This is a genomic window from Bradyrhizobium sp. BR 1432, from assembly GCF_051547705.1.
In the GTDB taxonomy this organism is placed as follows: Bacteria; Pseudomonadota; Alphaproteobacteria; order Rhizobiales; family Xanthobacteraceae; genus Bradyrhizobium; species Bradyrhizobium zhanjiangense.
The window spans coordinates 7,543,441-7,567,978 of record NZ_JBPUGF010000003.1; the positions used below are offsets into that span (position 1 = coordinate 7,543,441).

A 24,538-nucleotide genomic window follows, 5' to 3' on the forward strand; every position below is an offset into this window, starting at 1 on the left:
CATCATCGCCATCGCCAGGGGGGCGGGTGTTCATCGGCCGATGTTCGGGAGTGCGCTAGAAGGGAATTTGCGTGGACGCGCTCGGCGCATTGAGCGCTGTGCCCCATATCGGCATCAGCATGGTGAAGCCGGCTTGAGAAGCTGTAACAGTCAAATTGTTGCCGCTAGACGCCACACTCAATGTTGGCGTGAGACCGCCGAAGTACAGGAACGGCGCCGCGTTCTGCTTGTCGGTAGTGGGCATGGGATCGCCGGTGCAGCCGGACGGCGACTGAGGCGGGCTCTGAAGCAAGGCAGGCGTATAGCAGTTGATCATGACCGCCCGGGCGCCGGCACTCGCGAGCGTCCGCAAAGACTGCATCGTGATGGCATAGCGTCCGAGATCGAAGATGGCGAAGATCAACATGAAAAGCGGCACGAAGACGAGGACGAATTCGAACGCCGCGATACCCCGCTGATCGAGCTTTCTCATCACTGCACCAAGCGGACAACTTGGGTGTAAGGGACGGTGACCGGATTACATCCATCCGTGCTCAGGAAGCCGCCACCGCCCATGGTGAGTGTTTTGGCGATCACTTGTGAACAGGTCGTATTGGAACTGCTAGTCGATCCGTTCCACGTAACGTCGACATTCGGGAAATACATCGCACCACCCAGTTTAACGGTACCACCGTTGATGTCGACTTTGTTGCTGCTCTTGCTTGGTGCCTGATCATCAATCAGAACGCCGTTCAGATCAGAAGAGAAAGGGTTGGTGTAAGGCGCGGACAGCTCAACTACAGCGCCGGCCGCGATGGAAAGGCTGGAATCCCCGAGTAGTACGAGGGTTACACCTTTACCTGTGCCCGATGGTGAAGCGGTCGGCCAGGGCGTGCAGGCGGTGCAGGTGACCGTTCCGGCAAAAGTTATCGTTGCATTGTAGAAAAAGTACGTTCCGGGAGCAAAATCTACGGTGCCTCCGGCGTTCACCTTCAGACTGCTGTACACCCCGCTAGCGCTGTTCTCGCTCAGCGAACATTTATTACCATTGGTAACATTGCCACTACCGCATGGTTTTGTTGACGGGCCAGTCCTGCTGTTGAACGATTCACTGTCCAATTTGCCGAGCGGATTGTTGGCGTACGGCATGAAATAGTTGTGCGTAACGCCGGGATTGGCGCAGGTGCTGGCTGGACTACAGCCCGTTGCACCCAAGACGGCCCATCCCGAACCTGTGAAAGTGGCAGTGCTGGCAAATTGAACACTGTAATCCGACATTATCGGGCAACCCGTTCCGTTGTTGCTGACGTTGCCGGCAATTTTAAGCGCCCCTCCGCCGCCGCTCGGATCAGGCCCAAGCGCCAAGGCGCACACTTTGCTCGGCAACTCGACCAGAGCGATTGCTTGAGCGGGGATGTTGACGGTCGTCAAACCCAGCACTCCCGACAAGTAGGCCGGCTGTTGCTGACTGACCCTGGCGCGAACAGCGTTGCCGCCTCCTGTAGCCGGCGTTGTGAACGCGCCAGCACTGTAGCTGCCGATATCGATCTGCACGGCCCGCGAGATTCCTGTCGGAAGGCTGGTCGCACAATTGGTGCCCGGATAGGCCGTGTCGCCGGAGTTACAGAACCCGTTCTGTGCCGCGAATTCCTTTGCTTGATAGTCCACTGATGTATCGCAGAGCACACCAGCATTCGAGCACGCAAGCCGCAAGGCGCCCGAGTAGGCCGCCGCGTCGGCAGCATTCTGCGCCTGTTGCCTGGTAACGTACCACGATCCGGCCTCGGCCCCGAGTGCGACCACGCCGATGAGGGGCACGAGCGCGATGACTGTTGCGAATGCGGCGGAGCCTTGTCTGGAACGGAGCAGACTACGCATGGAAACACCTACTGGAAGCGTTCAGAGTAAGGCAGCGTGTAGGTACAACCGCTGGGACACAGCACCGACGTCAACACAATCGGGGCCAAAGTGACAGTTGTCGAAAACGTAAAGTACTTTGGAGTCGAACCAAGATTGCCGGAGTTGCAGGCAGTGCTTCCGCACATGACCTGGATGTTGCCGATCGTATGCCCTGCGACTGTTGTCTGCAGCGTTGACACCCAGGTCCCCGGGTTCGCCGGGTCGGCGGATTCTTGTACTGGATATATTGCCCGAAGGAGCGCAACGCGGTCCACGCGGAGATAAAGCGGAAGCCCGCGGCGGCTACGTCGGCGAGCGGCATCAGCAGGAACGACACCAAGAATATGTAGACGAACACTGTCTCAAACGCGACGGCGCCGCGCTGATCTGCGATGAAGGACTCCCTACGGCACGCGCGCCTGACTTGACCGATACCTACGACTTCCGATCGCGGAGCCCGAGCCTTGGCGATTTGGACCATGTCCATGACAATTCGGCCACGCATGGCGGCTCACCAAACATACGGGATCACGCGCCAACGTGATGCTTCGTAGCTGGAATACTCAGGGCAATTGCGCCGAAGCAGATCTTCCTCGTAAAGAATTCGGCAGACCTGGATGCCGATATGCAGGACCAGTACGATCACCGTAACCGGTGTCAGGTATTGCAGCACGACGCCGACGACCACGATCTCTTCTGCGACATAGAGTGGGTGCTTGATCCATCGATACGGACCGGTCTGCACTACCGAACGCGCCTGCGGCACCAAACTGAACGACCGACCTAGATGTCGGATGGTGACAAGCATCATGATCGTGCCGACCAGCACACAAGCTGTCGATGCCAGGTTTGGCAGCGTTTCGTCGGTTTTGCCCAGGAAGCTGATCGTCCATGGCAAATAGCTCCCGACGAACGCAGCTATTCTCGGAAGTAGGCCGTCTGCATGCGCCTTTGCTGGAGAGCGAGTGATGATCAACAGCGCCAGGAGCATGTAGAAAATGGCAAGGCAAAAACCCGACAGAAGCGATGGCCAGGGATCGGCAAGCGATGCCCCAATCTTGACGGCCACGCAAAGCGCCAGCAACAAGAACCACATGCTGCCGAACAGTCGCATGATCCGATCGTGCGAATAGTTTTTCGAAAGGGCGATTGTGCTCATGGCTACTTACCGAAGCTTGCGAACGAACGCACGAGGTGCAAAACGGGGCTTCCTCCCATGATGACAAACATGGCTGGAAGCAGGAAAAGCACCATAGGAATGGTCAGCTTGGCGCCCAATTTGTGTGCTCTTTCCTCGAGCTTGGTAATACGTTCTCGCCGCAGGTCGACCGCTATACTGCGTAGTGCTTGGCTCAAGGGCGTTCCGTATTGCAGGCTCTGGCTGATCATGGTGCCGAACCGGCGAAGCCCCTCTGAGGTATTTGCCAAATTCTCGAATGCGTCGATGCGATTTGGCAATATCCGGAGATCATCAAGGAGACGGTGCAATACCCAAGCCATGGCAGGATTGGTCTGCTTCATTTCTTCCGCTACACGTCCCAGCGCGCTCTCCATGCCCATTCCCGCTTCGCTGCACACGACCAGCAAGTCGATCATGTCCGGCGCGCCCAGCCGAATGGCCGCATCAAAACGGCGCTTCAGCACAGTCAGAATCAATCGTGGCCCCATAATACCGATCACGACGCCCACCAGCGTGAAGACCAGCACGTCGGCAGGTCCCCTTCCCGAGAGTTGCGCAAGAAGCAGCGCAATCACCGGGAACAAGAACATGCTGACGACCTTGACGCCGATCCAGATCGGCAAGCTTCGATGATGATTGAAACCAGATGAGTGAAGGATCGTTCGCAGTTCTTCCAAATTCTCCTCGGCGTAGAAGCGCCGATACCGCACGCCGAGCCATGAAAACCAGCTGGTCACGTCTTGGAAGGTCGCTGACCGGTAAGGGATACCCATCACGGCGTTTGACACCCGCGTATCCATTGCGCGGACGTGCATTTCGCGGATGATCAACAGGCAGGCCGCAGTTCCAGCTGCTACTGCGAGGGCCACCAGACTGAGACCAAACGTCATAGTTCTGTTTCCCGTCTGACCATCCAGCTTATCACTAGGTGTCCGATAAGGACCGAGGCTATTGCGTAAGCCAGAAGCTTGTTTCCCATCGGATCAGAGAACAACAGATCGACATTTTGCGGATTGGCGGCGTAGAGCAACGCTCCGGCAATCAGGGGCGAGACCGTAAGTGCCCGCGAGGAGAAAATCACCTCTCCTGCCAGCGCCTTGGCGCGAGCAGCTAGCGCAACACGCTGACTTACTGTGTCGCCTAGCGTCTGCAAGGTTTCACCCAAGCTGCCGCCTGACTTCAATTGGACTGCAAGTGTCACCGCGAACATCGCATACTCTGCCACCTTCGTTCGCCGATAGATGGCTTCGACGGCTTCCTCCGGAGGTCTACCCAGATTCACTTCGCTGCATACGATGGCAAACTGTCCAGCCGTTGGTTGCGGCATCTCGCGCGCGATGGTACGAAATGCTTCGTGCACCGGAAGACCCGATCGAACCGTACTTGTTACCAGCTGGATCGCGTCAGGCAGCTGTCGAAAAAGTTGACCGGCGAAGCGACGTTGCTGCCATCCAAACAAACCGCGTACGACCACTATTGCGGCAATTGCAGCCGCGACAGACACGTAGAGAATGGAAAATCCCAGCAGGCTATTGGCGTAGAAGATTGCGGCTACCGTGATGGCGGAGGCCAGTAGCACATACGCCGGATGCCAGACGTGAACCATCTCAGGCCTGTAGTTCGCCAGGTGCTGGAGAAGCAGAGACCGGGACCCGGTCTCCGACCGGCGAATGGACGGAAGGCTAGCCGGATGTGAAGGTGGTAAAGCTACCGCCAGCCGGCGATGCATGCGTCGTTCTCGGGCGTCGAGCGACAACGAACCGACTGCTGCGCAGATCGCGAGCACCAGAACAGCGACGATCACGAACTCAGGTATCATATTTGCCTCATGACCTCGGCCCAAGCGCGATCAAGGCCGAAATAGACAAGACGGCTTTTGAATTTCGGGACTGCAAGGGTAGACTTGTAAGTGCCCGATATCCGCCCATGCTCATCCTCCTCCTGGTACTCGAAGGCTGCGATGTCATTGGTGGTGACCACATCCCCTTCCAGCCCCATCACCTCGGTGATCTGGATAATGCGACGTTGTCCATCGCGCATGCGTTCGACTTGCACGATGAGATCCAGCGCAGCGACGATCTGAGCTCGAATGGCCCGCGACGGCAGATTGACCTGTCCCATCTGCACCATGTTCTCGATGCGGGTCAGGGCATCGCGGGCACTATTGGCATGGACCGTGGAGATCGAACCATCATGGCCCGTGTTCATCGCCTGCAGCATGTCAAACGCTTCGGCGCCGCGCACCTCGCCCACGACGATCCGGTCAGGACGCATGCGCAGGGCATTCCACAACAGATCGCGTTGTGTCACCTGCCCAGTGCCTTCAAGGCTGGGAGGCCGGGTCTCCAGGCTGATCACGTGCGGCTGCTGAAGCTGCAACTCTGCCGCATCCTCGATGGTGACGACGCGTTCACTGTGATCAATGAACTGGCTCATGGCATTGAGCAGCGTGGTCTTGCCGGAGCCGGTGCCGCCGGAGACCAGAACATTGAGCCGAGACCGAGCGGCAATCTCCAGTAATTGTCCGATGGCTGCGGTCATTGAGCCGTTTTCGACCATTCCGGCGATGTCCAAACGGCGGCTTGGAAATTTTCGGATCGAAATACAGGGGCTGTGGATCGCTAGCGGCGGAAAAATGATGTTGACCCGGCTGCCGTCGGGCAAGCGGCAATCCACCATCGGACTGGATTCGTCAACGCGTCGCCCAACCTGACCGGCGATTTTCTGCGCCACCGACGCAATGTGATCATTGTCGCGGAATCGCACCGCGACCCGTTCCAGCCTGCCAGCTCGTTCCACGTAAACGTTACTCGGTCCATTGATCATGATATCGTTGATCGATTGATCGAGCAGAAGCGGGCGCAGCGGCCCGTAGCCGGTCATGTCATCCGCAATCTCGTCAGCCAGCTGAAGCTGCTCGCGACCTGACAGTTCGAGCCGTTCCTCATTGGCGATTCCATGAATGATTTCCTCGATCTGCCGGCGAAGGACATCGCGCGAAACAGTCGCGGCCACCGACGGCTCAATCTGCTCAATGACCCGTTCGCGGAGCGATGCTGACATCAGGGGCCGCTGAGGCAATGGCTCGTGCCTGGGCGCAGTTGCAGGCAAGCTCGGCGTCGACGCGGGCCGTGGCATCGATGCAGGCAAACGAGCTGGCGTGTCGTCGTCGCGCCGACCAAAGGTCTTCATAATCCGAGCAGCCTCCTCAGCCGTCCCTTCCGCTCGGCGCCGAGCCCTGTAATCTCGCGCACAATCGGGGCGAGGTGACGTCGCAGTCCTGATACGTGCTTCAGCGCTGGAATTCCGAGATTGACCGCCTGGGTCATCCCCTTGCCGAGATCGGGTACCACCATGTCTGGTTCTGCGCCCAAAGCCTTGACAATCGCAGCCCTGGGAAGGCCGCCGGGGCGATTGGCGCGGTTGAGCAAAGTAAAGACCCGATCTTTGCCGGCGATGTTCGTGACAGCGGTACGCAGTGCGTGGGCATTGCGAAGTCCGGTTATCTCGGCTTCCAGCAGCACCAGCACGTGACGAGAATGAGTGATCACCGGATGGATAGATGGCGGAAACGGGACCGGTACATCGACAACGATGTAATTGAACCGTTGGCGGAGCAGACCCAGCACGTGTCTCACGCCCGCTTCAGTGATGTCGAGCTGCGCATCCAGTTCCTCATCGGCGGAGATCAGGCAAACCCGTTCATTGACCTCAATTGCCGCGCGCTCCAGGAACAGTGTGTCCGCCCGCATGGGATTTTCCAGAGCGATGCGCAGCCCTGGTCCGGGCTGAACACCCAGCATCACGGCCGTCTCGCCGGCTTGCAGGTGAAGGTCGAGCAGCGCGACCTTGGCCTTGGTGGTCTCGGCCAGCTGCAGCGCGAGATTGATTGCGATACTCGTTGCGCCGGCACCGCCCTGCGCACCGCAGATCGAGATCACATGTCCGCCCCGATCAATCGAACCGGCCGTCACGTCGCCAAGCAGCTTCGGACGCAGCTGGTCCAGCACCATGTCCCGCGTGAGCGGCCTGGGCAGGTACTCGGTCAAGCCGAGTTCCATAAGCTCGCGGTAGAAGGTGATCTCCCTGCTCTCACCGATCAGAGCCACCCGGACATCGGGTGGGCAGACGCCGGCCAGCCTCTCCAGTTCGGCAAATGGATCATCGATTCCACTGATGTCCGTCACCAACGCGAATAGTTCGGTGTCGGTTTCGAGCATCCGTATGGCATTACGGATCGTGCCACGCTTGATCGATATGTTACTGCCTTCGAGGCCCTTGCGCAGAGCCGCAGCACTAAGCTCGTCATTTACAAAACAGACGATCCGGTTGCGCGCTACGACAGATGTGGCGTCTTCAGGCGAACTGACGACTGCAATGTTAGCGCTCATCAATGTTTCTCCAGCAACTTGCCTGCCTGAACCACCATCGTCGTACCCCGGCGGGAAACTTCCGACCCATCGCAGTTGACCATCGTGTCGCCGTCGCCTGAATCCTGTTTCCTGACCGAGTATTGCTTGACCTGACCGCCAGCATGAACGACCACCGCCGCTGTGCGGCCGGCAATTGCATTCTGGCGAGCAATTTCCGGCGACACATCGCAGCTGGACATGGCGCCAGTGTCCGCCGTATCCCACTGCTCGACTGCTGCCCGTACGGCCAGAGAGAGCGTTCCGAGCTGCCTTGCGACAGTGATCTTTTTGACCTGGTCTGGCGCAAGCTCCAACGACACTGTTTGCGCTTGCTTGCCAGCCACCGAGCTTATGGTTCGCCCGCCTTGCACAATCTCCTGGTCAATCGCAATGACTCGGACGTTGCCTAGGACGGTTTCACTCAGGGCCCGACGCGCGGGTTCTGCCTTTTCGAACACCTGGGTCAATAAGACATCAACATAATCACCCGGCCTGATCAGCCCCGAGACGCCAAACTCCTCGTCCACCTTGATGCTGATTGCACGGCTATCCGGTGCCAAGACGCTGGCCAGGAAACCCCGATCCCGCGGCCGCAATACGTCCTGCAAGGTGATCGGACTGCCGGCGTCGACGAACTTGCGAACCAGAGAGCCGGGAAGTCCGATCTTGGAGTTTGGCGTTTCAAGAATCGCCCCTGCTGGAAGACGTTCAGGCGGCACCGAGCGTACTGCGAAATCTTCTTCGCGGGCCAATGTACCTTTCGACAGCGGACGTGCCGCAACAAAATAGCCGACGGTCGAAGGAGGCGCCGGCGCCGGCTCCGCGACCGCCACCGGAACCTGCTTCGGCAGGTTCATGTTGTAGCCAATCAGCCCGAACGCAGCGGTTGCGAGCAATAGCACCAGGATAATTGAGAGACGCAACGCGGATGACATGTCACAATCCTTTGCTCAAGATGGCCCAGATGCCACCGCACGCTATGGCCACGCCGTAAGGGAGCGGCGCGTGTCGCACGTGGCGCCAGCGCTCGATCGCGTAGACTCGGCGTGCGAGCGATGATCCGACTGGCGCCAGCTTCGGATATGGCAGGACGCGCATCATCAGATGCACCAGGGCCAGCACGCCGCCGGCCAACGAGGTTACGGTCACCAACTGCATCAACGCTGTCGGCGGCAGACCAATGGCCAAAGCTACCAGCAATTTGACGTCGCCCCCGCCAATCCACCTCCGCTGGAAAATCATGAAAAGCAACAAGAACAGGATCGTCGCGGCAGTCAGGGATTCGATCAGTTGCATCGGGCTAGCAAGTTGCCCAGCAATCCCGAGGAGCGCCAGCACCAGACAGACGTCATTTCTGATCAAGCGGGTCGCGACATCGAGCGTTGCGACGTACAGCAACAACAAGATTTCCAGTATTGAGACTATGTAAACCCAGCCCATAGGAATGCATGCCTCAAGGAGGTGGTAGGCACACTAAAATCAAGGGAGCCCATTCAGGAGGGGGACACGTTCCAATGCCCCCCTCTGGCGTCAGTTGGTAGAATCAAACTGCCGCAGTGAAAGCGGTGGTGATGGCGGTAATCCCGCCTGTCAGCGCCGTCCCGATCGCACCACCAGCCCCAACACCGAACACCGCCGACACTGCGCCAATGATACAAACCGCGACGATGATGTACTCGAACGACACCACGCCATCCTGGTCCGTCCGCAGACGCTTCAACGCTTCCTTGGTCTCGACGTAATACTTCAACATAGGAGAAACCCCTTCTTTCAACATGGATTTGTAGACACCTCGGCAACTTTTAGCGGCTGCGGCTTTTAAATCCCAGCCGCCACCGATAAACTCTTCATTAAATATCCGCCCCAGTCAATATTTAAAATAAAATTGTCCTTAAATTAACCAATTTGAATTTTATCGCCAAAGCGAGTCATCGTTGGATCGCGCCTAGGACGAACAGAAACTCCCGTGATACGAATACGATAGCTACCCCCTCCCTTCCGGTCAGACTGTTGGCAGAGAGCCGGAAGCGTTCTCCGGAATAATACGGGGCACGTCCGAGAGATAATAATCGGAATATTGGAGAAAGACCGCCTGTTGTGCGGCGGCATTTAATTTGCGTGCCACGCCGATGTGTCAGGCTCCCACAATCGCGAGGACGCTGCGAGGAAGCACTCGGCCGGCACGCCCGGAGCAGTTTCGCAAGGACGATCGACGTGCAAGGGCGCGAAGCGGTACACCTACCCACGAGGCTCAGGCGCGATCCTTCTGAAGGCCCTGATCGCTGCGTTGCAGCCACATGATTTCGCCAGTTGTACTAGGGTGACGCAATCATCGATTCGAGCTCGCTCATCGATATCCGCACCGTCAGCCAGCAGAAGCTCGACTACCTCGTCATCATCCCGCGCTTGCGGCATAGTGCAGCGGTGTCCAGTCGCTCAATCCGCGTTGCTGCACGTCAGCACCTCGCGCGCCACATCAAACTTAGTCCGCTCTGCGCCCCAAGAGCGGCCCACTCGAACGGATGTAGCCGATGTAACGGCTGTCACCCGAAGCGCTATATCCGAACTGACGACTGGGCTTTCGATCTTCCCAGGATGACATTCCGTCCGGACTGCAGAATCCCTCCGATTGCGCGGAGCGATTGCGATGAGGGAGGTTACAATGGATTTTTCACGAGTGTCGGATGGAATCCGGCTGCATCACGCCTCCCATCACCACCATGGCTACGATGGTGACGACGACTCCGGTCCGGCACCGCGTGTCCCGCACCTGATCGACAGTGGCGTCAAGGTCCATAGTCCAAGCCCGATTGCGGGCCATGGAGCCGCTCATGCCCTGCCCCATGACTCTGGCCCAATTCAATTCGAACATCTCACCACATCGGTGGGGCACTTCGGCCACCACACCGCGGCGGGCCAGAATCCTTGGGCCACCGAGTCGGCTTCGGGCGCAGGCCATTTCGGGATGGGCGCCGCCACGGTCGAGAGCGGAACGAACACGGCTGGGAACGGCGGAGACGGCTACTTCTACGGCGGCATCGTTCACGCGTCTTTGCTGATCTATGAGCCGATCAACATCTCGGTGAGTTCAGGATACGGTTCGGTCGCCCTGGCCAACCAGTCCAACAATTTGAATGTCGACCAATCCGCCTTTCAGATGGCCGGCGTCGGCGGACATGGCGGCAGTGAAAACATTGCGTCGGGAGAGAGCGTCAATCCTTCCTCTGGGACGAATGTGATCGCCAGCGGCGACAACAGTGCCGGTAACGGCGGCAGCGGCTATTTCTCGGGTGCGTTGGTGGACGTTCCTGTGGTGATCTATCATCCGATCAACATTGCGTTGGCGAACTCGGGCGGCTCTGCTCATGCAAGTCAATCGAACACGGTCGACATCGATCAATCGGTCTCGCAGATCGCGGGCGTCGGCGGAAATGGCGGACATGGCAATGTGGCGGCCGGCGGTAGCATCCTCACGCTCGACCCTAGCTGGGGATCAAGCACCGGAGTGAGCGCCTGGGACGTTCAAACCGGCGGGAGCCAGGCCGGCAATGGCGGGGACGGCGCGTTTTACGGGGAGCTCGTCCATACCTCGTTCGTGCTGTACAACCCGATCAACATCGCGATCGCGGGCTATGGCTCCGGCGCCTACGCGGTCCAGACAAATGATGTTTCCGTGGATCAATCCGCGGTTCAGATCGCCGGCATTGGCGTACACGGCGGCAACGACAACGCCGCAACGGGCGGCCATGCAAACCTTCTCTCCCATAATCTGTGGGGCGGCTCCGATACGGTCGCGACCGGTTCGAACAGCGCAGGCAATGGCGGCAACGGCTATTTTGCCGGCAGTCTGATCGATGTCAGCGTCGCGATCTATGCGCCCATCAATATAGCCATCGCAGGTCCACATTCGACGGCCGTGGCCGATCAGGTCAACAACGTGCACATCGACCAGAGTGCGGTTCAGATCGCCGGAGTTGGCGGGGACGGCGGCTACGGCAATCTTGCGCTAGCTGACGATGCCGCGCATCTCTTGTCAGATCTTCACCTGGTGGCATAGCGACACTTCGTACCGCTTGCATGATCGATCGCATGGCGGCACGTGCAGTTGCCACTCCTCGCTTGCAAAGCCCCGCGTAGAGGCACCCTCGCCTGACGAATGGCGTACTTTCGTACGTAGGCCCACCAAGCCGGATGGTGTCCGATTTGACATCTATCGCACTCGCGCACGGGCGGATCAGACTTGCCGCGCGCGTCCGCCTGATCGGGATGGATGTTGCACGACAGCCAACAGAACGACGGAGGCCTCAAATGATGCCAAAGGCAATCAACATCACGGATACGATCGACTTCAAATCGATCAACACCGGTGGTCAAAGTGCCGGAAATGGCGGCGACGGTACTTTCAAGGGAGCCATCATCAGCAAGCCGACCCTCAACTTCGATCCAACCAACAAAGCCGACGGTGCCGATGTGCATGTGAACACCGGCGATCACGTCAAACAGACGGCGGATTGGGACGCCGGGGGCGCAAACACCAAGGCCTCATGGTTTTCCAAGGCCCATGGCGGAGACGCCGAGTCGAATGGAAGCCAGAAATCCTACAGCGGTCACGATACCTCCAAGGTATACGCCAATACGGATGCCACCCAGATCAACAAGCTCATTGTGGACCAGCACCAGGAAGTCGTGGCTGGCATCGGCGGCGATGGTGGAGACGGCAACTTCGCGTGGGGTGGAGGAGTGACCTTCCATCTCGATACGCTCTGACCAGCGGCTCGTCCGACTGGCGGGACCGGCGGCCACTGCCGCCGGTCCTGGATTTCACGTCAATGCCCCCGTGATGCCGTTGCCAGATTGCATTGGCCGTCGGGCAAGTGCGCCGGACCTCGATTTCAGGCGGTGACGATCATGCTGGTGCCGCCCACTCGATTGCCCATCCTGCCGCCAATCCGTACGCCGCTGCACGCGGCCCTCTGGTCCTGCGCGGGGCCGCTTGGTCTCGTATTCGCATATAGCTGCAGCTACAATTTGCTTCTGTTTGCGCCCCCCATCTACCTTCTTCAAATCTACGACAGGGTTTTGTCGAGCCGGAGTGCCGACACGCTGCTTCTGCTCACCCTCATTGTCGCGATCACGGTCGTGGTCGGCGGTGTGTTCGATGCACTGCGGCGTGCCGTCCTGGGCCGCCTCGGCTCCTGGCTCGACGGTCGGCTTCGTCCTTGCGTGCTTTCGGCCAGCCTCGAATTCGCGCTTCGCAGCGATTGGACGCGGGCGTCGGACGCATATCGGGATCTCACGGTCCTGCGCCAGTTCGTGGAGTCCGGCGCATGTCCGATGCTGTTCGACGCGCTCTGGGCGCCCCTGTTCCTCCTGGTCCTCTTTCTGATCCATCCCCTGCTTGGCATGGTGGGCGCCTGCTGCGTGGCGTTCCTGTTCGCTCTCACGGTTGCCGGAGATCTGCTGACCGAGAACGTTCTGCTCAAATCCAACGCCGCGCTGTCCAGAAGCTACGGCCGCCTTCAGGCTGCCGCCGGCAACGTCCACATGATCCGCGCCATGGGAATGTTCGATAGTGCAGCGCGAGCGATCTACCACGACGCGCAGGACGCCCGCAGAGAGCACGACGAGGCACTCCGCCGAGGCGAGATCGTCATGCTGGCCACCAAACCGGTCCGCGCGCTGTCGCAAGTCCTGATCATGGGAGCAGCCGCGTGGCTCGTCCTTGATCACGGGAAAAGTCCGGCGATCATCTTTGCCTCTACGCTGATGTTCAGCCGGGCGCTCGCGCCAGTCGAGAGTGCAATCGCAGGCTGGAAATCACTCGTTACGGCCGTGAGTGCCTGTCAGCGGCTCGGCGCTCTTCTCGCCGCATTCCCCGCCACCGAGCAGCAGGATACGGAGATCTCGCCGCAACAAGCGCGGAGCGGTCTCCTCGTCGATAACGTTGGCGTAAAGCTACCGGAGCCCGACCACTTTCTGCTGAAAGATGTCTCGTTCAGCCTCGCGCCCGGAGAGTGCCTTGGCATTATCGGTCCGTCCGGTTCTGGCAAGTCGCTGCTTGGCCAAGTGATCGCCGGGCTATCGATGCCAACGCATGGCGGTGTCCGCCTCGACAATACCGACGTCTCGCTGCTTCGCGAGCAACGGAGCGGCCAACATCTGGGATATCTGCCCCAGGACATCAATCTGCTCGGCGACACCATAAACGACATCATCGCAAGGCTTGATGATGCCGATCGGCGGAAGGTGGTCGATGCGGCCAAGCTCGTCGGAATCCATGAGGCGATCATGCGCCTACCGCTCGGGTACGACACGGTGGTTCACAGTGAAAAATCATTCTCGCGCGGATATCGGCAGCGCCTCGGTCTGGCCCGAGCCTTTTTCGGCAGTCCGCGTCTCGTTGTTCTAGACGAGCCGAACGCCAGCCTCGACTACGGGGGCGAGCGAATGCTGCTGGATGCCATCGAGCGCATGAAGCGCGAAAATGTCGTCCTGGTCGTCGTCACTCACCGGATGGGTCTCCTCGCAGCCACGGACAAGATCGCCATCATGGAAGACGGTGCGGTCGTCGCGTTCGGCGACAGCGAGGAAATCTTTGAACGGCACTTGGCTCGGCCCCAGGTTACGTCGCAAGTTGCGCCATGATCTGGCATTTTCCCACAAGCTGGAAGCTTCCCGCGGTTTCGCAACTTCCCATGATCTGGGGCCAGATCACGCGAACACCCGTACGCCCCCCGCTCGCCGGGCGACTTGGAGGCGTTGTTACCGCAATCGACGATTTCGAGCCTCTCGAATTTCCATGGTGCTCGCCCCCCACACCGGTCTCTCCGCGCGCCAGGCTTCGCGGGATCACCCTCGCGGGCAATCTGCTGGTGCTCGGCTTCATGCTTGGGCTTGGCACATGGGCGAGCTTCGCGCCACTTGAGAGCGCCGCAATCGCGTCTGGCGTCGTGGAATCGGAATCGAACCGCAAGACGATCCAGCATCTGGAAGGCGGTATCGTCAGGAGCATCTTGGTTTCCGACGGCGATGTCGTGCGAAGCGGGCAAACACTGATCACGCTGGACGACACCCGCGCCGATTCGGAGGTGCAAAGTCTGCAAGGCCAGTTGTGGGATGCAATTGCTCGTGCCGCACGGCTTCAGGCCGAGCAGCAGAGATTTGAGAGGATCGCAGTCCCGAGCACGCTGGACCAGGACAGCCAACAGAATGGGGCGGCGGCCGCTGCGCTATCGGCGCAGCAGTTCATTTTCCAGGCACGCCGGCAGGTTCACGAGTCGCAGCTTGCGGTCATTCGCGAGCGGAGGCATCAGGTCGAGAAGGAGATCGAAGGTCTCAAGGCTCAGGAGAGCGCCACCGGGCAGCGAAGCGACATCGTCCGGGAAGAACTCGATATGGTCACGACCCTCGTCAACAAGGGACTCGAACGGCGGCCACGGCTTCTGAATCTGCAGCGTGAACTGGCCGACGTTGAGGGACGTCGTGGTGAGATCGCGGCGCAGATTTCCCGCGCCGGGCAGGTCATCAACGAGTCGCAGGCAAATTTGTTCAAGCTCGAGAGCGAAAGGCAGAACGAGATCGCACAATCGCTTCGCGAAGCACAGAACCAGATATTCCAACTCCGCGAACGGTTGCTTGCGGCCAGGGACCAACTAACCCGAACGGAGGTCAAGGCGCCCGAGGACGGCGTGATAACTGACCTGCGGATTCATACGACCGGCGGCGTCATCGGGGCTGGTGCTCCGCTCATGGACCTCGTGCCGCGGCAAGACCGCCTCATCGTGACCGCCCGCCTGCGACCGGAGGACATTGACGTGGTTCATCCCGGTCTTAATGCCAAAGTGCATCTCGTACCGTATAATCAGCGTCGCGTACCGCGTCTGAAGGGAACCGTCGTGCACGTATCCGCTGACCGGCTTCTCGACAAGCGTACCGACCAGCCATACTACGCGACCAGGATTCGGATCGACGACGCCCAGATGGCTGCAAACGGCATCCGGATTGTTCCCGGCATGCCCGTTCAAGTGTTCATCACCACGGGGCGCGGCACCGTTGCACTTTATGCGCTGAGCCCCCTGCTCGACAGCTTCCGCGGTGCATTCAGAGAGGATTGATCCAGCTCCGCGTGATTTAGGTCTCCGGCGTTGAGGCTGCGCCCGGATCGTGATCGCGACTCTGCGCGGGCAACCGGCCGCGCCAGCGGAGGACCGCTTCCGTGCGATTGTGAGCGGCACATTTCCTCATGATATGCTGAATGTGCATTTTAACGGTGCTTTCCGAGAGGTTCATTTTGGCGGCGATCAGCTTGTTGGGCAGGCCGAGCTCCAGTTCCGCCAGAACCTGCTGCTCTCGAGGCGTGAAATCGGTCAAGCTCCTGTCGATAGCCGCCCTGGCTGCTTCGTTCGTCAGATATGCGGACGCGAACCGACGCGCATCCGGTGGCTCGAAACCCGGTATCCTGTTTATTCCAGCGACGGGCAACGGCCTGTAGCAGCCTCCGACAAGAACAAGGCGCAGGCCGGCGACGACGACCTCTATTGGCAGCGAGGTGGGGAGAAAACCGCGCACACCCCGCTGCATCGCGGCCTGCGCGGTCGGCTCGTCGTCATGGTTTGACAGGATTGCAACGGCCGCGTTGGGACAGCACTCCGCGACGAAGGCGAGATCGTCCTCAACCGAGGGATCGCCGATGGGCTTGTCCGCGATACTCAGCAACACCAGACGAACGTCGCGAGCTGACGCGCTGTCCAGGCTTTGGACCGTTGCCATGTCAAGGATGTCGAATTCGGCCAACTCCCGCCTGAAGACGTTCAGAATGCATGTGCGAGGCAATAGAAGGGGCTCGATGATCACCAGAACCGGCAAGTGAAGCGATCCATTGAGCCGTTTTGAGAAGTTGGTTAGGTCATCCATGATTTCCTCGGAATGAAAGAATCTCTGCCACAGTCCCACGATCCGTGCTGTGTATTCCCGTTGCGGCATTCATCCTGAATGCATCGTCGCGCGCGGCGCCAACATTAGGATCGTATCCACTGCGGGATAGTCTGACGCCCGGGTGGAAATTCTTTCCGCTCAAATCACATGGACGCGTGCCGCGCCGTGGCGCGGTCGACGCATCCCCTTAATTGCAGATATTTCGATACGCGGTTGACGCCGCCGACCCCGACTTGCCGTCGACGACATATGCTTCATTCTCCTTCACGAGATACAGAAACGGTCTCTCTCCAGTCTCGCCACCTGACGCATTTCTTCCCTTCACACGACCGCAAATCGTATCCACAGCGCGCCCAAACATGTTCAATCGCATTGCGCGCTTCATGTCGCTGAACTCGGCCGATCCTGGATCGTCCATCTTCGATGCGATCGTGACCTTTGCCTTGTCCAGGACAGTATCTGATCTTGCCGCCGGGCGTTCGGGCGCCGGGTCGCTGATCCTCGTGCGCGGGGTGGCCGCCTTGGCGAGATCGGCCGATCCGCGTCTCTTCGGGGATGGCCTCTTGCCGGACTTTGCCGAGGTTGCAGAATTCGATTTGACAATCGCAGGAGTTGGCGCCAATGGCGTTGGCTCTGCGGGTCGGGCGACTGCAACCCTGTCGAAACAGGGTCGCGCCGCACACCCAAGGAAATATCCTCGGGACGGCGCGAACCAGCCAAAGCCGACCAGAATTCCTGCCAGCACTCCAACAAAAAGCAGTCCCATCCGATTCCCCTCCTCGGGAGCTCGGCTCGCAATCGTAACTAGGACTAATTCCGCGCTGGTGATCTATCTGTTGCGCAAAAGCGTTAAGCGCTCATTAAGCGCGGAAGGTTGCCCGGCATCTGCCTGGGCGGGCCGGTCCGGCTCCAGGCCATGCGGAAAGCCCGTTTTGTCATCTCGCCGAGCGACAGCCGGGGGATGAAATCTTCCCCGATTGCTGCTCAACCCAGGTCAGCGCACAACCCTTACCGAACTGATCACCGCATTACCGAACGATGGACGGGGAGATGGGTCGCTATTGCGGTAACTTCGTCACAGGTCTGCCAGCAACTTGCGAGCTTCCACGAGATCGCGTGTTTCCAAGCCCTCGCTGAACCAGCTGTAGATCGGCACAAGAGCGTCGCGCGCCTCTCGCCGCATGCCGCGTGCCGCCTGGAGTCTGGCGCGCGCAACGCTTGCGCGAAGCTCGGGCAGCCTTGCTCCCTGGGCAGCGGCAATTTCAATCGCGGCCTCGAACTCCGCATCCGCTTGATTTTCGGCCTCCTCCCGCCTGCCAGCAACAGCAGTTCACCGCGCTCCCGGTGAAGCTCGACGGCGCACCAGCTCTCGAGACTTGCGTCCGCAATTGCCACCGCTTCGTCGATGACGCGAAGCCCAGCCATGGCGTTTCCAGCCTTGCGATGAAGCGCCGCGAGCAAGCCAAGATGGTGCGGAATGCGTAGTCCCGCGCTGGTTCGCCGGAGATCCTCAAGCCCAGCATCAAAGTCCGCAAGACCTTCCTCAAGCCTGCCGGATTCAGCGATCGCCCAGGCGCGAACGAGGCTGGCCCATGCACCATAGTAGTCGAAGCGGTACTCGGCGCAGATGTCGCGTGACTCTGCAGCGGCTTTCAGTGCGGCATCGGGCTCTTGCCTGAACTGATACAGCATCGCCAGATAGTTGAGCGCGAGCGCGATGCTGAATGGATGTGAAATCTCACGTGCGACGGCGAGCCCTTTCTCAGCAATCCCAAGGCTACGAACGGGATAGCCGAGATGCCAATCGCAATGACTCATGTAGGCGCGGCAGAATACGCTCATATCAATTCCGTAGACCTCGGAATAATAGCGGCCGCGGTATTCGCCGGCTTGTGCGCTTCTCTCGAACCGGTCGCGCGAGAGTTGAAACTGGCCGAGGTGGAACGAGAGCACTCCCGCAAGATGATCGGCTTCGGCTTGACGTACGGGATCACCGCTTCGTTTCGCGAGCGCCTCCGTCTCCTCAACGAGGCTTGTGACCTCGCGCAGGTTGGCGCGCACGTGATAGACGTGGCCGAGCCCCTTCAACGCGGCGGAGAGATCAACCTCGCTCTGCAGCTCGCGGCTGAGCTCCTGTGCGCGCTGGAACGCCGCTTCTGCCTCGCGTGAAGCAAATCCTTTTGTTGCAATCAGCGGGCCGCCAAGCCCAAGCTGCAGGGCAAGCTCGAAGCGCGAGCGTGATGCTCCAGGAGGAAGCGCATTGGCGCACTCGAGCCCCGATCTCAGATGGGCAATTGCCTCCATATTCGCCGATCGGGCGGCTGCGAGGCGGCCGGCCCTCAACCAGTATGGAATGGCCTTCTCGGCCAATCCCGCCTCGCCAAAGTGACGAGCGACGAGCTCCGGCTGTGCTTCGACAAGTTGCGGAAAGAGCGCTTCGCAATCCGCGCGTGCAGCTCCTGGCGGCGCCGCTTGAGCAGGCTTTCGTAGGCGGCATCGCGCACCAGGGCGTGCTTGAAGACATAGGTAGCGGCAGGCGCGAGGCCGCGCCGGAAAACGAGCTCTGCCGCTACCAGGCGGTCAAGCGCCGCGGCAAGCTCCCCTGCTGGCATCGACACGACTGCAGCAAGCAATTCGTGATCGAACTCGCGGCCGATACAGGCTCCGATCTGGGCGACCTCCTTGACTGGAGCAAGACGGTCAAGCCGCGACATCAACGAATCGTGCAGCGTCGCTGGGATCGCCAAGGACGGGAACGCGCCGGCGAGGACGTAGCGAGCGCCGGTGTAGCGGAGGATCCCGGCTTCAAGAACGGCCTTCGTGAGCTCCTCGGTAAAGAGCGGCACACCCTCGGTCCGCGCCAGAATCTGGTCGAGGACCTCGGCGGGAAGCGCTTTGCCTTCGGTGATCCGGTCAACGAGTACAACCACCTGCGCCTGCGGCAGGCGGTTTAGCATGAGCAACGTGACGTGCGGAAACCCGGTCCATGGTGGCGGGAGTTCCGGACGGAACGTGGCGACGACCAGCACCGGCAGGTTCTGAAGACGATCCACGATCTGGTCGAACAGCTCGCGCGAGGTGGGATCGAGCCAGTGCGCATCTTCAAGCACCATCAGCACCGGGCCGCGAGCGGCAAGTCGATTGAGCCGGGCCAGAAATGTGCGGAACAGGAGCGCCTTCCTTTGCTGCGGCGACATCTCTGGCTGGGTGCTCGGCCTCTCAGTTGGAATGCCGAGCAGATCGGCAAGAAGCTGGATTGCATCACTGGACAGCCCTTCGCCGTTTTCGCCGAGGAGTAATTCGAGGCGCTTGAGCCGTGTTTCCGCGGTATCCTCAGGTGCGAACCGCGCCTCCCGCTCAAGCTGCGAGATGAAGGGAAAGAGCGGGCTGTTTAGGTGATGCGGCGAACAGGCGTAGCTAACGAGCGTGATTTGTTCGGCCTGTAGCCGTTCTCGCAGCGCGAGCACCAATCGTGATTTTCCGATTCCTGGCTCGCCAAAAATCAAGACGACCTGTCCAGCCCCTCCTTTGGCAAGCTGCCACCGTGACAGCGTCAAATCGAGCTCCTCGCTGCGCCCGACGAGTGGCGTGACGTGGGCTCCGTGCAGGGCCTCGAACCTGCTTTCTGCCCGGCCTTCGCCGGTGACACTCCAAGCTTGCACCGGCTCCGCAAAGCCCTTGAGCCGAAGGGAACCGAGCTCAACAAACTCGAAGAGATCGCCGACCAGGCGGCGCGTGCTGTCGGCGATAACGACCGTACCAGGCTCCGCAACCTGTTGCAGACGGGCCGCGAGATTAGGCGTTTCCCCAGTGATTGCTTCCTCCTTCGCAGCACCTTCCCCGAGCAGATCACCCACCACGACAAGCCCGGTGGCGATGCCGACGCGTGCTGCCAGCAGGCCTCCTGCGCCTGACGACATGCCGCTGACCGCTGTTGCGACCGCAAGTCCCGCCCGGACAGCTTGTTCTGCCGCATCTTCGCTTGCGCGCGGCCAGCCGAAATAGGCCTGCACGCCGTCTCCCAGAAACTTCGCGACGTGGCCCTCCAGTCGCGCAATCTCTCCCGCCACCGTGTTCGAGTAGGCCCGCATGACCTCGCGCAGCTCCTCGGGATCGAGACGGCGGCTGAGGTCGGTCGAGCCGACGAGGTCGACGAACATGAGCGTAAGCTGACGGCGCTCCACCGACGCGGGAGGCCGCGCCGCCGCCAGGTCCGCTGGTAGCAGGCCGATTGCACCGAGAAGCTTCCGCCGGTGGCCGACAGCCAGGACTCCAATCTCCTTGAGATCTTCAACCGTCAGGTGGGGCAGGATCTCAAGGTCAATTCCGTTGTCGCGGAACGTCTGCTCATAGGATTGCAGGCCCAGGCTGCGCAGCCATTCTCCGATGTCCAACTTCGTCTCCGTAGCCCCCTCGATTACGGATCCCCTCCTCCTCTTGTCAGGCGGCCGGTCGCTGTGCAGCGGCCGGCCTGACGTTCTGGTTTAGCCGGAACAGGTTGCCAGGATCGTACTTGGCCTTCAGCGCGGCAAGACGAGCGTAGTTCGGGCCGTAGGCGCCGGCTACGCGATCGGTCTCGTCCTCCGGCATGAAGTTGACGTAGACGCCGCCGGTTGCGTGAGGCGCAGTCTCAGCAAAGAGCCTGCGCGCCCAGGCGATCGAACGTTGCTCATCCGCCGGATCGCGCCATCGCGTGTGAACGTTCATGACAAACTTCGCATCGCGGTGGGGAAACGCCGTAGCGTCGACGGCCATGCGACTGGTGGCGCCACCAAGCTGACCGATGAAAATCTCGCACTCCCCGGTCGGCAGGCTTGTCGTATGGCTCACCAGCGTATCGAGAAGACCGTCGTTGAGTTCAACGAAATTGTGCGACTTCCAGTAATTATAGGCGCCGGGCGCGAGAAGTGGGTCAAACGCGGTCTGCCAAGCCGCGAAGGGCTGCATGCCGATCACGTCTGCGATCGGCTCTCCGAGCGCGCGCAACGGCTCCAATGCGTGCTTGCCCTCGTTCTCATCTCCCGCATAGCAGACGGCGAACGCGACGATCTCCTTGCCGTGAACCTCAGCGGGCAAGAACGGCAGCGGCGGTGCCTGCCTGAGCACCACCCACACCGTCAGTTCGTCGGGCGCCTTGGCGGCGACGTCGCGATAGCCCGTCAGCAGCTCCTTCGCCCGCGAAAAGGGATGGACGATGAGTCCGGCCAGAACCATCGGACCAACAGGATGCAGGCGGAACTCGAACGAACTCACCACCCCGAAATTGGCTCCGCCTCCGCGCAGCGCCCAGAACAGGTCGGTCTTCTCGGCGATGTTTGCCCGGACGAGCTCGCCTTCGGCCGTCACCACGTCGGCCGAGATCAGGTTGTCGACGGCAAGCCCGAACTTGCGGCTAAGCCACCCGAAGCCGCCGCCCAGCGTCAATCCTGCAACGCCGGTCGTCGAGTTGATCCCGAGCGGGGTAGCAAGGCCGAAAGCTTGCGCCTCCTTGTCGAAGTCGCCAAGCGTTGCCCCCGGGTCCACGCGCGCGGTGCGGTGAAATGGATCAACCCGGACGGAGCGCATCAGCGAAAGATCGATCAAGAGCCCGCCGTCACAAACAGCATTGCCCGCGATGTTATGGCCGCCGCCGCGCACGGCGACCAAGAGGCCGTGCTCACGCGCAAGCCGTACAGCACGAATGATGTCTGCGGCCCCTCTGCAGCGCACGACCGCGCCTGGGCGGCGATCGATCATCGCATTCCAGATCGTGCGTGCTTCATCGTAGCCCGGCTCCTCGGCCAGACAGACGTTGCCTCGCAAGGTTTGGCGAAAGGCAGCAATTGCATCGCTTTCAAGCGTAATCGCCCCGCCGTGCAGCGAGGCCAGCCGGATCTCTGCCATGGCATCTCCTCCGTGACTAGCGGTCAGAATTTCGGCAGTCAGCTCTCATGCTCTTGGACGGATCAGCAGAAGGGGCGGCCACGCCCACGGCTCTTGCAACCGACGCGGCGCAGAATCGCCCCGCTGCACGCCGTTCGACATTGCGAACGGTAGATTTCCGCCTAGAGGTTAGTCCTCCGGCAAAACAAATGGTTCTGCGACAGAGTGTCTCGCGGGTGAGGAGCGCTGACAAGCCCGCGCGGGTCGCGCTTTCCGTCACCTGCAAACCAAACCAAGAAAATCCGGTCCGCAAGGGAGCTCGGAGGTCCGCTCTTGATGCTGTGGACGGCTCCTCCACGGGCACGAGCCGCCTCCCAGTCGGAGTGCAGCGGATTAAAAACCTGCGAAAACAACCCCATGCACAGTAGAACGCCGTTGTTTTCAAAGACGAATCTTGACCGCTAATCGACGCCGTCGACGGCTTTGACTCGTCGGGCAAAACAGGGGCATCATGCCATCATCGCCCTGGCTGCCGCTCCTGCACCCCGATCCAGATTTGCCCGCCCGCGATCCGCACGCCGCGGCCGGCATCGGCGCGCACCCGGCCCCAAGCGCTCTGCAACCAATGGCACGATTTATGCTGCCATGATGCGAAGCGTGCTTCGTATTGGGGGATGTCATGACGGATTCCGAACTTCGCGCTGATATTCACAGCATCGAGCCAATTCCCGATGCGGACCGGGACTCGACCGGCCCGCAGCAGATGTGGATCTGGGCCGGCGCCAATATCGCACCGGTCAACTGGGCGCTCGGTGCGCTCGGCATCATCTTGAAACTCGGTCTGATGGAGACGATCGCGGTCATCGTGCTCGGCAACATCGTGGGATGCGCGATCTTCGCGACCTTCACGGTGATGGGACACAAGACCGGCGTCAACCAGATGGTGCTGAGCCGCTCCGCCTTCGGCGTCCGCGGCGCCTACCTGCCCAGCATCCTGATGTTCCTGATGACGCTGGGCTGGATCGGCGTGAACACCTACTTCCCGGTGAAGGTGTCGATGGGCATCCTCGGCCAGTTCGGCGTGCCCGATACCTGGTTCATCGAGATCGTCGTCATCACGCTGGTGATGGCCGTGCAGGTGCTGCTCGGCATCTACGGCTTCTACGCGATCCGCACCTTCGAGAAATACACGGTGCCGCCGACCATCGCCATCATGGTGCTGATGAGCGTGCTCGCGTGGACGCGACCCGGCGTCGTCAACTGGAGCCTGACGACCTCGCTGCCGCCGGGCGCGCATCTGGCGATGCTGTCGTTGCTGATGACCGCGATCGGCGTCGGCTGGGGCATCTCCTGGGTGACTTGGGCCTCCGACTATTCGCGCTTCGTGCCGAAAAGCGTGCCGTCGAAATCAGTGTTCTGGTACAGCTATGTCGGCATGTTCGTGCCGACGGTCGGGCTTGGCATCTTAGGTGCGACCATCGCCTCGACGACGCTGGACACCGATCCTGCGAAAATGGTCAGTGCGGTATTCGGCGGACCGGTCAGCATCCTCGTGCTCTTGATGGTGCTGCACGGCCCGATCGCGACCAACATCCTCAACGTCTACTCGGCGACGCTGGCGGCGCTGAGCGCGGGACTGAAATTCTCGCGCTTCTGGCTCACCGTCATCGTCGGCGTCGCAGGCTATCTGGTCACGCTCTACTTCATCTTCGCGCCGTCCTTTGCGAAGGCGTTCGACAACTGGATGATTAGCCTGTTGCTGTGGATGAGCCCGTGGGCCGGCGTCGTGCTCGCGGACTACTTCATCAAGCGCAAATGCAAGATCGACGTCGCCGAGCTCTATCGCTCGCCGGAGACCAGCGCTTATGGCGACATCAACTGGGCCGCCATGGTCGCGTTCTTCGCGGGCCTCGTTGCGGGATGGCTGGTGGAGGACGGCCTCGTCGGCGCGCTCCAGGGTCCGATCTCGATCAACCTGCTCGGCGGCGCGGATCTGAGCTGGCTGTTCGGCATCGGGATTGCAGGCCTCGTCTATCTTGGGCTCAGCAAGCTCGTGACGTCGCCCTCCTCGGTCGTCGTGAGCAGCGCAGGCAGCTAGCGGCAAGCTCCGCGACATGATCGCGCTGCTCCGGGAAAAATGCGGTCTCAGCGCGCGGGATGCCTACACGCTCTGCTCGATCGCTGCGGACCTCAGGGTCACGCAGCTGGTCGACGGCAACAAGGGCATTCACGGCGTGCTGGCCAAATCCCGCACGCCGCAGCGAACGTAAGG

At 60.5% G+C, this 24,538-nt stretch carries 20 protein-coding genes and 1 pseudogene; 6 read left to right on the forward strand and 15 right to left on the reverse strand.

Annotated features, from left to right (window positions below; genetic code table 11):
- Positions 1–55 precede the first annotated feature (55 nt).
- From ACSKB8_RS36670 to ACSKB8_RS36715, 10 genes are all read right to left on the reverse strand, one after another.
- Positions 56–472: a TadE/TadG family type IV pilus assembly protein gene (locus ACSKB8_RS36670; protein ID WP_438109398.1), complete on the reverse strand. Its 417-nt coding sequence runs from the start codon at positions 470–472 to the stop codon at positions 56–58.
- The gene (locus tag ACSKB8_RS36675) at positions 472–1,857 is read right to left on the reverse strand and encodes a pilus assembly protein TadG-related protein (RefSeq protein WP_438109399.1); all 1,386 of its coding nucleotides are present in this window, start codon (positions 1,855–1,857) and stop codon (positions 472–474) included. Before ACSKB8_RS36675 ends, ACSKB8_RS36670 begins: the two co-directional genes overlap by 1 nt.
- Before the next feature lie 532 nt (positions 1,858–2,389).
- The gene (locus tag ACSKB8_RS36680) at positions 2,390–3,037 is read right to left on the reverse strand and encodes a methyltransferase family protein (RefSeq protein ID WP_438109400.1); all 648 of its coding nucleotides are present in this window, start codon (positions 3,035–3,037) and stop codon (positions 2,390–2,392) included.
- 2 nt (positions 3,038–3,039) lie between these two features.
- On the reverse strand, positions 3,040–3,948 hold the full coding sequence (locus ACSKB8_RS36685) for a type II secretion system F family protein (protein WP_438109401.1): 909 nt from the start codon (positions 3,946–3,948) through the stop codon (positions 3,040–3,042).
- Positions 3,945–4,664, reverse strand: a complete 720-nt coding sequence (locus ACSKB8_RS36690) for a type II secretion system F family protein (protein WP_438109402.1) — start codon at positions 4,662–4,664, stop codon at positions 3,945–3,947. The genes ACSKB8_RS36685 and ACSKB8_RS36690 overlap by 4 nt, the downstream gene beginning before the upstream one ends.
- 209 nt (positions 4,665–4,873) lie before the next feature.
- Positions 4,874–6,250: a CpaF family protein gene (locus ACSKB8_RS36695; protein ID WP_438109403.1), complete on the reverse strand. Its 1,377-nt coding sequence runs from the start codon at positions 6,248–6,250 to the stop codon at positions 4,874–4,876.
- Positions 6,247–7,449: an AAA family ATPase gene (locus ACSKB8_RS36700; RefSeq protein ID WP_370986607.1), complete on the reverse strand. Its 1,203-nt coding sequence runs from the start codon at positions 7,447–7,449 to the stop codon at positions 6,247–6,249. Before ACSKB8_RS36700 ends, ACSKB8_RS36695 begins: the two co-directional genes overlap by 4 nt.
- A complete protein-coding gene (gene cpaB / locus ACSKB8_RS36705; RefSeq protein WP_438109404.1) occupies positions 7,449–8,405 on the reverse strand; it encodes a Flp pilus assembly protein CpaB in 957 nt (318 codons plus the stop codon). The genes ACSKB8_RS36700 and cpaB overlap by 1 nt, the downstream gene beginning before the upstream one ends.
- A 1-nt stretch (position 8,406) precedes the next feature.
- Positions 8,407–8,910, reverse strand: a complete 504-nt coding sequence (locus ACSKB8_RS36710; RefSeq protein WP_370986605.1) for an A24 family peptidase — start codon at positions 8,908–8,910, stop codon at positions 8,407–8,409.
- Between the two features lie 103 nt (positions 8,911–9,013).
- The gene (locus ACSKB8_RS36715; protein ID WP_370986604.1) at positions 9,014–9,223 is read right to left on the reverse strand and encodes a hypothetical protein; all 210 of its coding nucleotides are present in this window, start codon (positions 9,221–9,223) and stop codon (positions 9,014–9,016) included.
- A gap of 909 nt (positions 9,224–10,132) precedes the next feature.
- Here ACSKB8_RS36715 and ACSKB8_RS36720 point away from each other — a divergent pair.
- The 4 genes from ACSKB8_RS36720 (at position 10,133) to ACSKB8_RS36735 (ending at position 15,584) form a co-directional block, all read left to right on the forward strand.
- On the forward strand, positions 10,133–11,527 hold the full coding sequence (locus tag ACSKB8_RS36720) for a hypothetical protein (protein ID WP_438109405.1): 1,395 nt from the start codon (positions 10,133–10,135) through the stop codon (positions 11,525–11,527).
- Positions 11,528–11,778: 251 nt separating this feature from the next.
- The gene (locus tag ACSKB8_RS36725) at positions 11,779–12,237 is read left to right on the forward strand and encodes a hypothetical protein (RefSeq protein WP_091883555.1); all 459 of its coding nucleotides are present in this window, start codon (positions 11,779–11,781) and stop codon (positions 12,235–12,237) included.
- 141 nt (positions 12,238–12,378) lie between these two features.
- Complete coding sequence (locus tag ACSKB8_RS36730) at positions 12,379–14,115, forward strand: type I secretion system permease/ATPase (RefSeq protein WP_438109406.1); 1,737 nt, start codon at positions 12,379–12,381, stop codon at positions 14,113–14,115.
- A gap of 50 nt (positions 14,116–14,165) precedes the next feature.
- The gene (locus ACSKB8_RS36735) at positions 14,166–15,584 is read left to right on the forward strand and encodes an HlyD family type I secretion periplasmic adaptor subunit (protein WP_438109407.1); all 1,419 of its coding nucleotides are present in this window, start codon (positions 14,166–14,168) and stop codon (positions 15,582–15,584) included.
- 16 nt (positions 15,585–15,600) lie between these two features.
- Here the strand turns inward: ACSKB8_RS36735 and ACSKB8_RS36740 are convergent, their stop codons facing one another.
- The 5 genes from ACSKB8_RS36740 to ACSKB8_RS36760 all read right to left on the reverse strand — a co-directional run bounded on the left by ACSKB8_RS36740 (position 15,601) and on the right by ACSKB8_RS36760 (position 22,287).
- Complete coding sequence (locus ACSKB8_RS36740; protein ID WP_438109408.1) at positions 15,601–16,383, reverse strand: LuxR C-terminal-related transcriptional regulator; 783 nt, start codon at positions 16,381–16,383, stop codon at positions 15,601–15,603.
- Positions 16,384–16,591: 208 nt separating this feature from the next.
- Positions 16,592–17,170 (reverse strand): hypothetical protein, encoded by a 579-nt coding sequence (locus tag ACSKB8_RS36745; RefSeq protein WP_438109409.1) that lies wholly within the window; start codon positions 17,168–17,170, stop codon positions 16,592–16,594.
- Positions 17,171–17,424: 254 nt separating this feature from the next.
- Entirely contained in the window at positions 17,425–18,708 is a 1,284-nt protein-coding gene (locus ACSKB8_RS36750) for a hypothetical protein (RefSeq protein WP_438109410.1), read from the reverse strand.
- A gap of 35 nt (positions 18,709–18,743) precedes the next feature.
- Positions 18,744–20,798, reverse strand: a complete 2,055-nt coding sequence (locus ACSKB8_RS36755; protein ID WP_438109411.1) for an AAA family ATPase — start codon at positions 20,796–20,798, stop codon at positions 18,744–18,746.
- 46 nt (positions 20,799–20,844) lie between these two features.
- Positions 20,845–22,287, reverse strand: a complete 1,443-nt coding sequence (locus ACSKB8_RS36760) for an FAD-binding oxidoreductase (RefSeq protein WP_438109412.1) — start codon at positions 22,285–22,287, stop codon at positions 20,845–20,847.
- A 658-nt stretch (positions 22,288–22,945) separates the two neighbouring features.
- On the opposite strand from ACSKB8_RS36760, the gene ACSKB8_RS36765 reads away from it, so the two are divergent.
- Positions 22,946–24,364: a cytosine permease gene (locus ACSKB8_RS36765; protein ID WP_438109413.1), complete on the forward strand. Its 1,419-nt coding sequence runs from the start codon at positions 22,946–22,948 to the stop codon at positions 24,362–24,364.
- A 7-nt stretch (positions 24,365–24,371) separates the two neighbouring features.
- A pseudogene (locus ACSKB8_RS36770) lies at positions 24,372–24,536 on the forward strand (acetamidase/formamidase family protein); the annotation flags it as partial.
- Between the last annotated feature and the right edge of the window lie 2 nt (positions 24,537–24,538).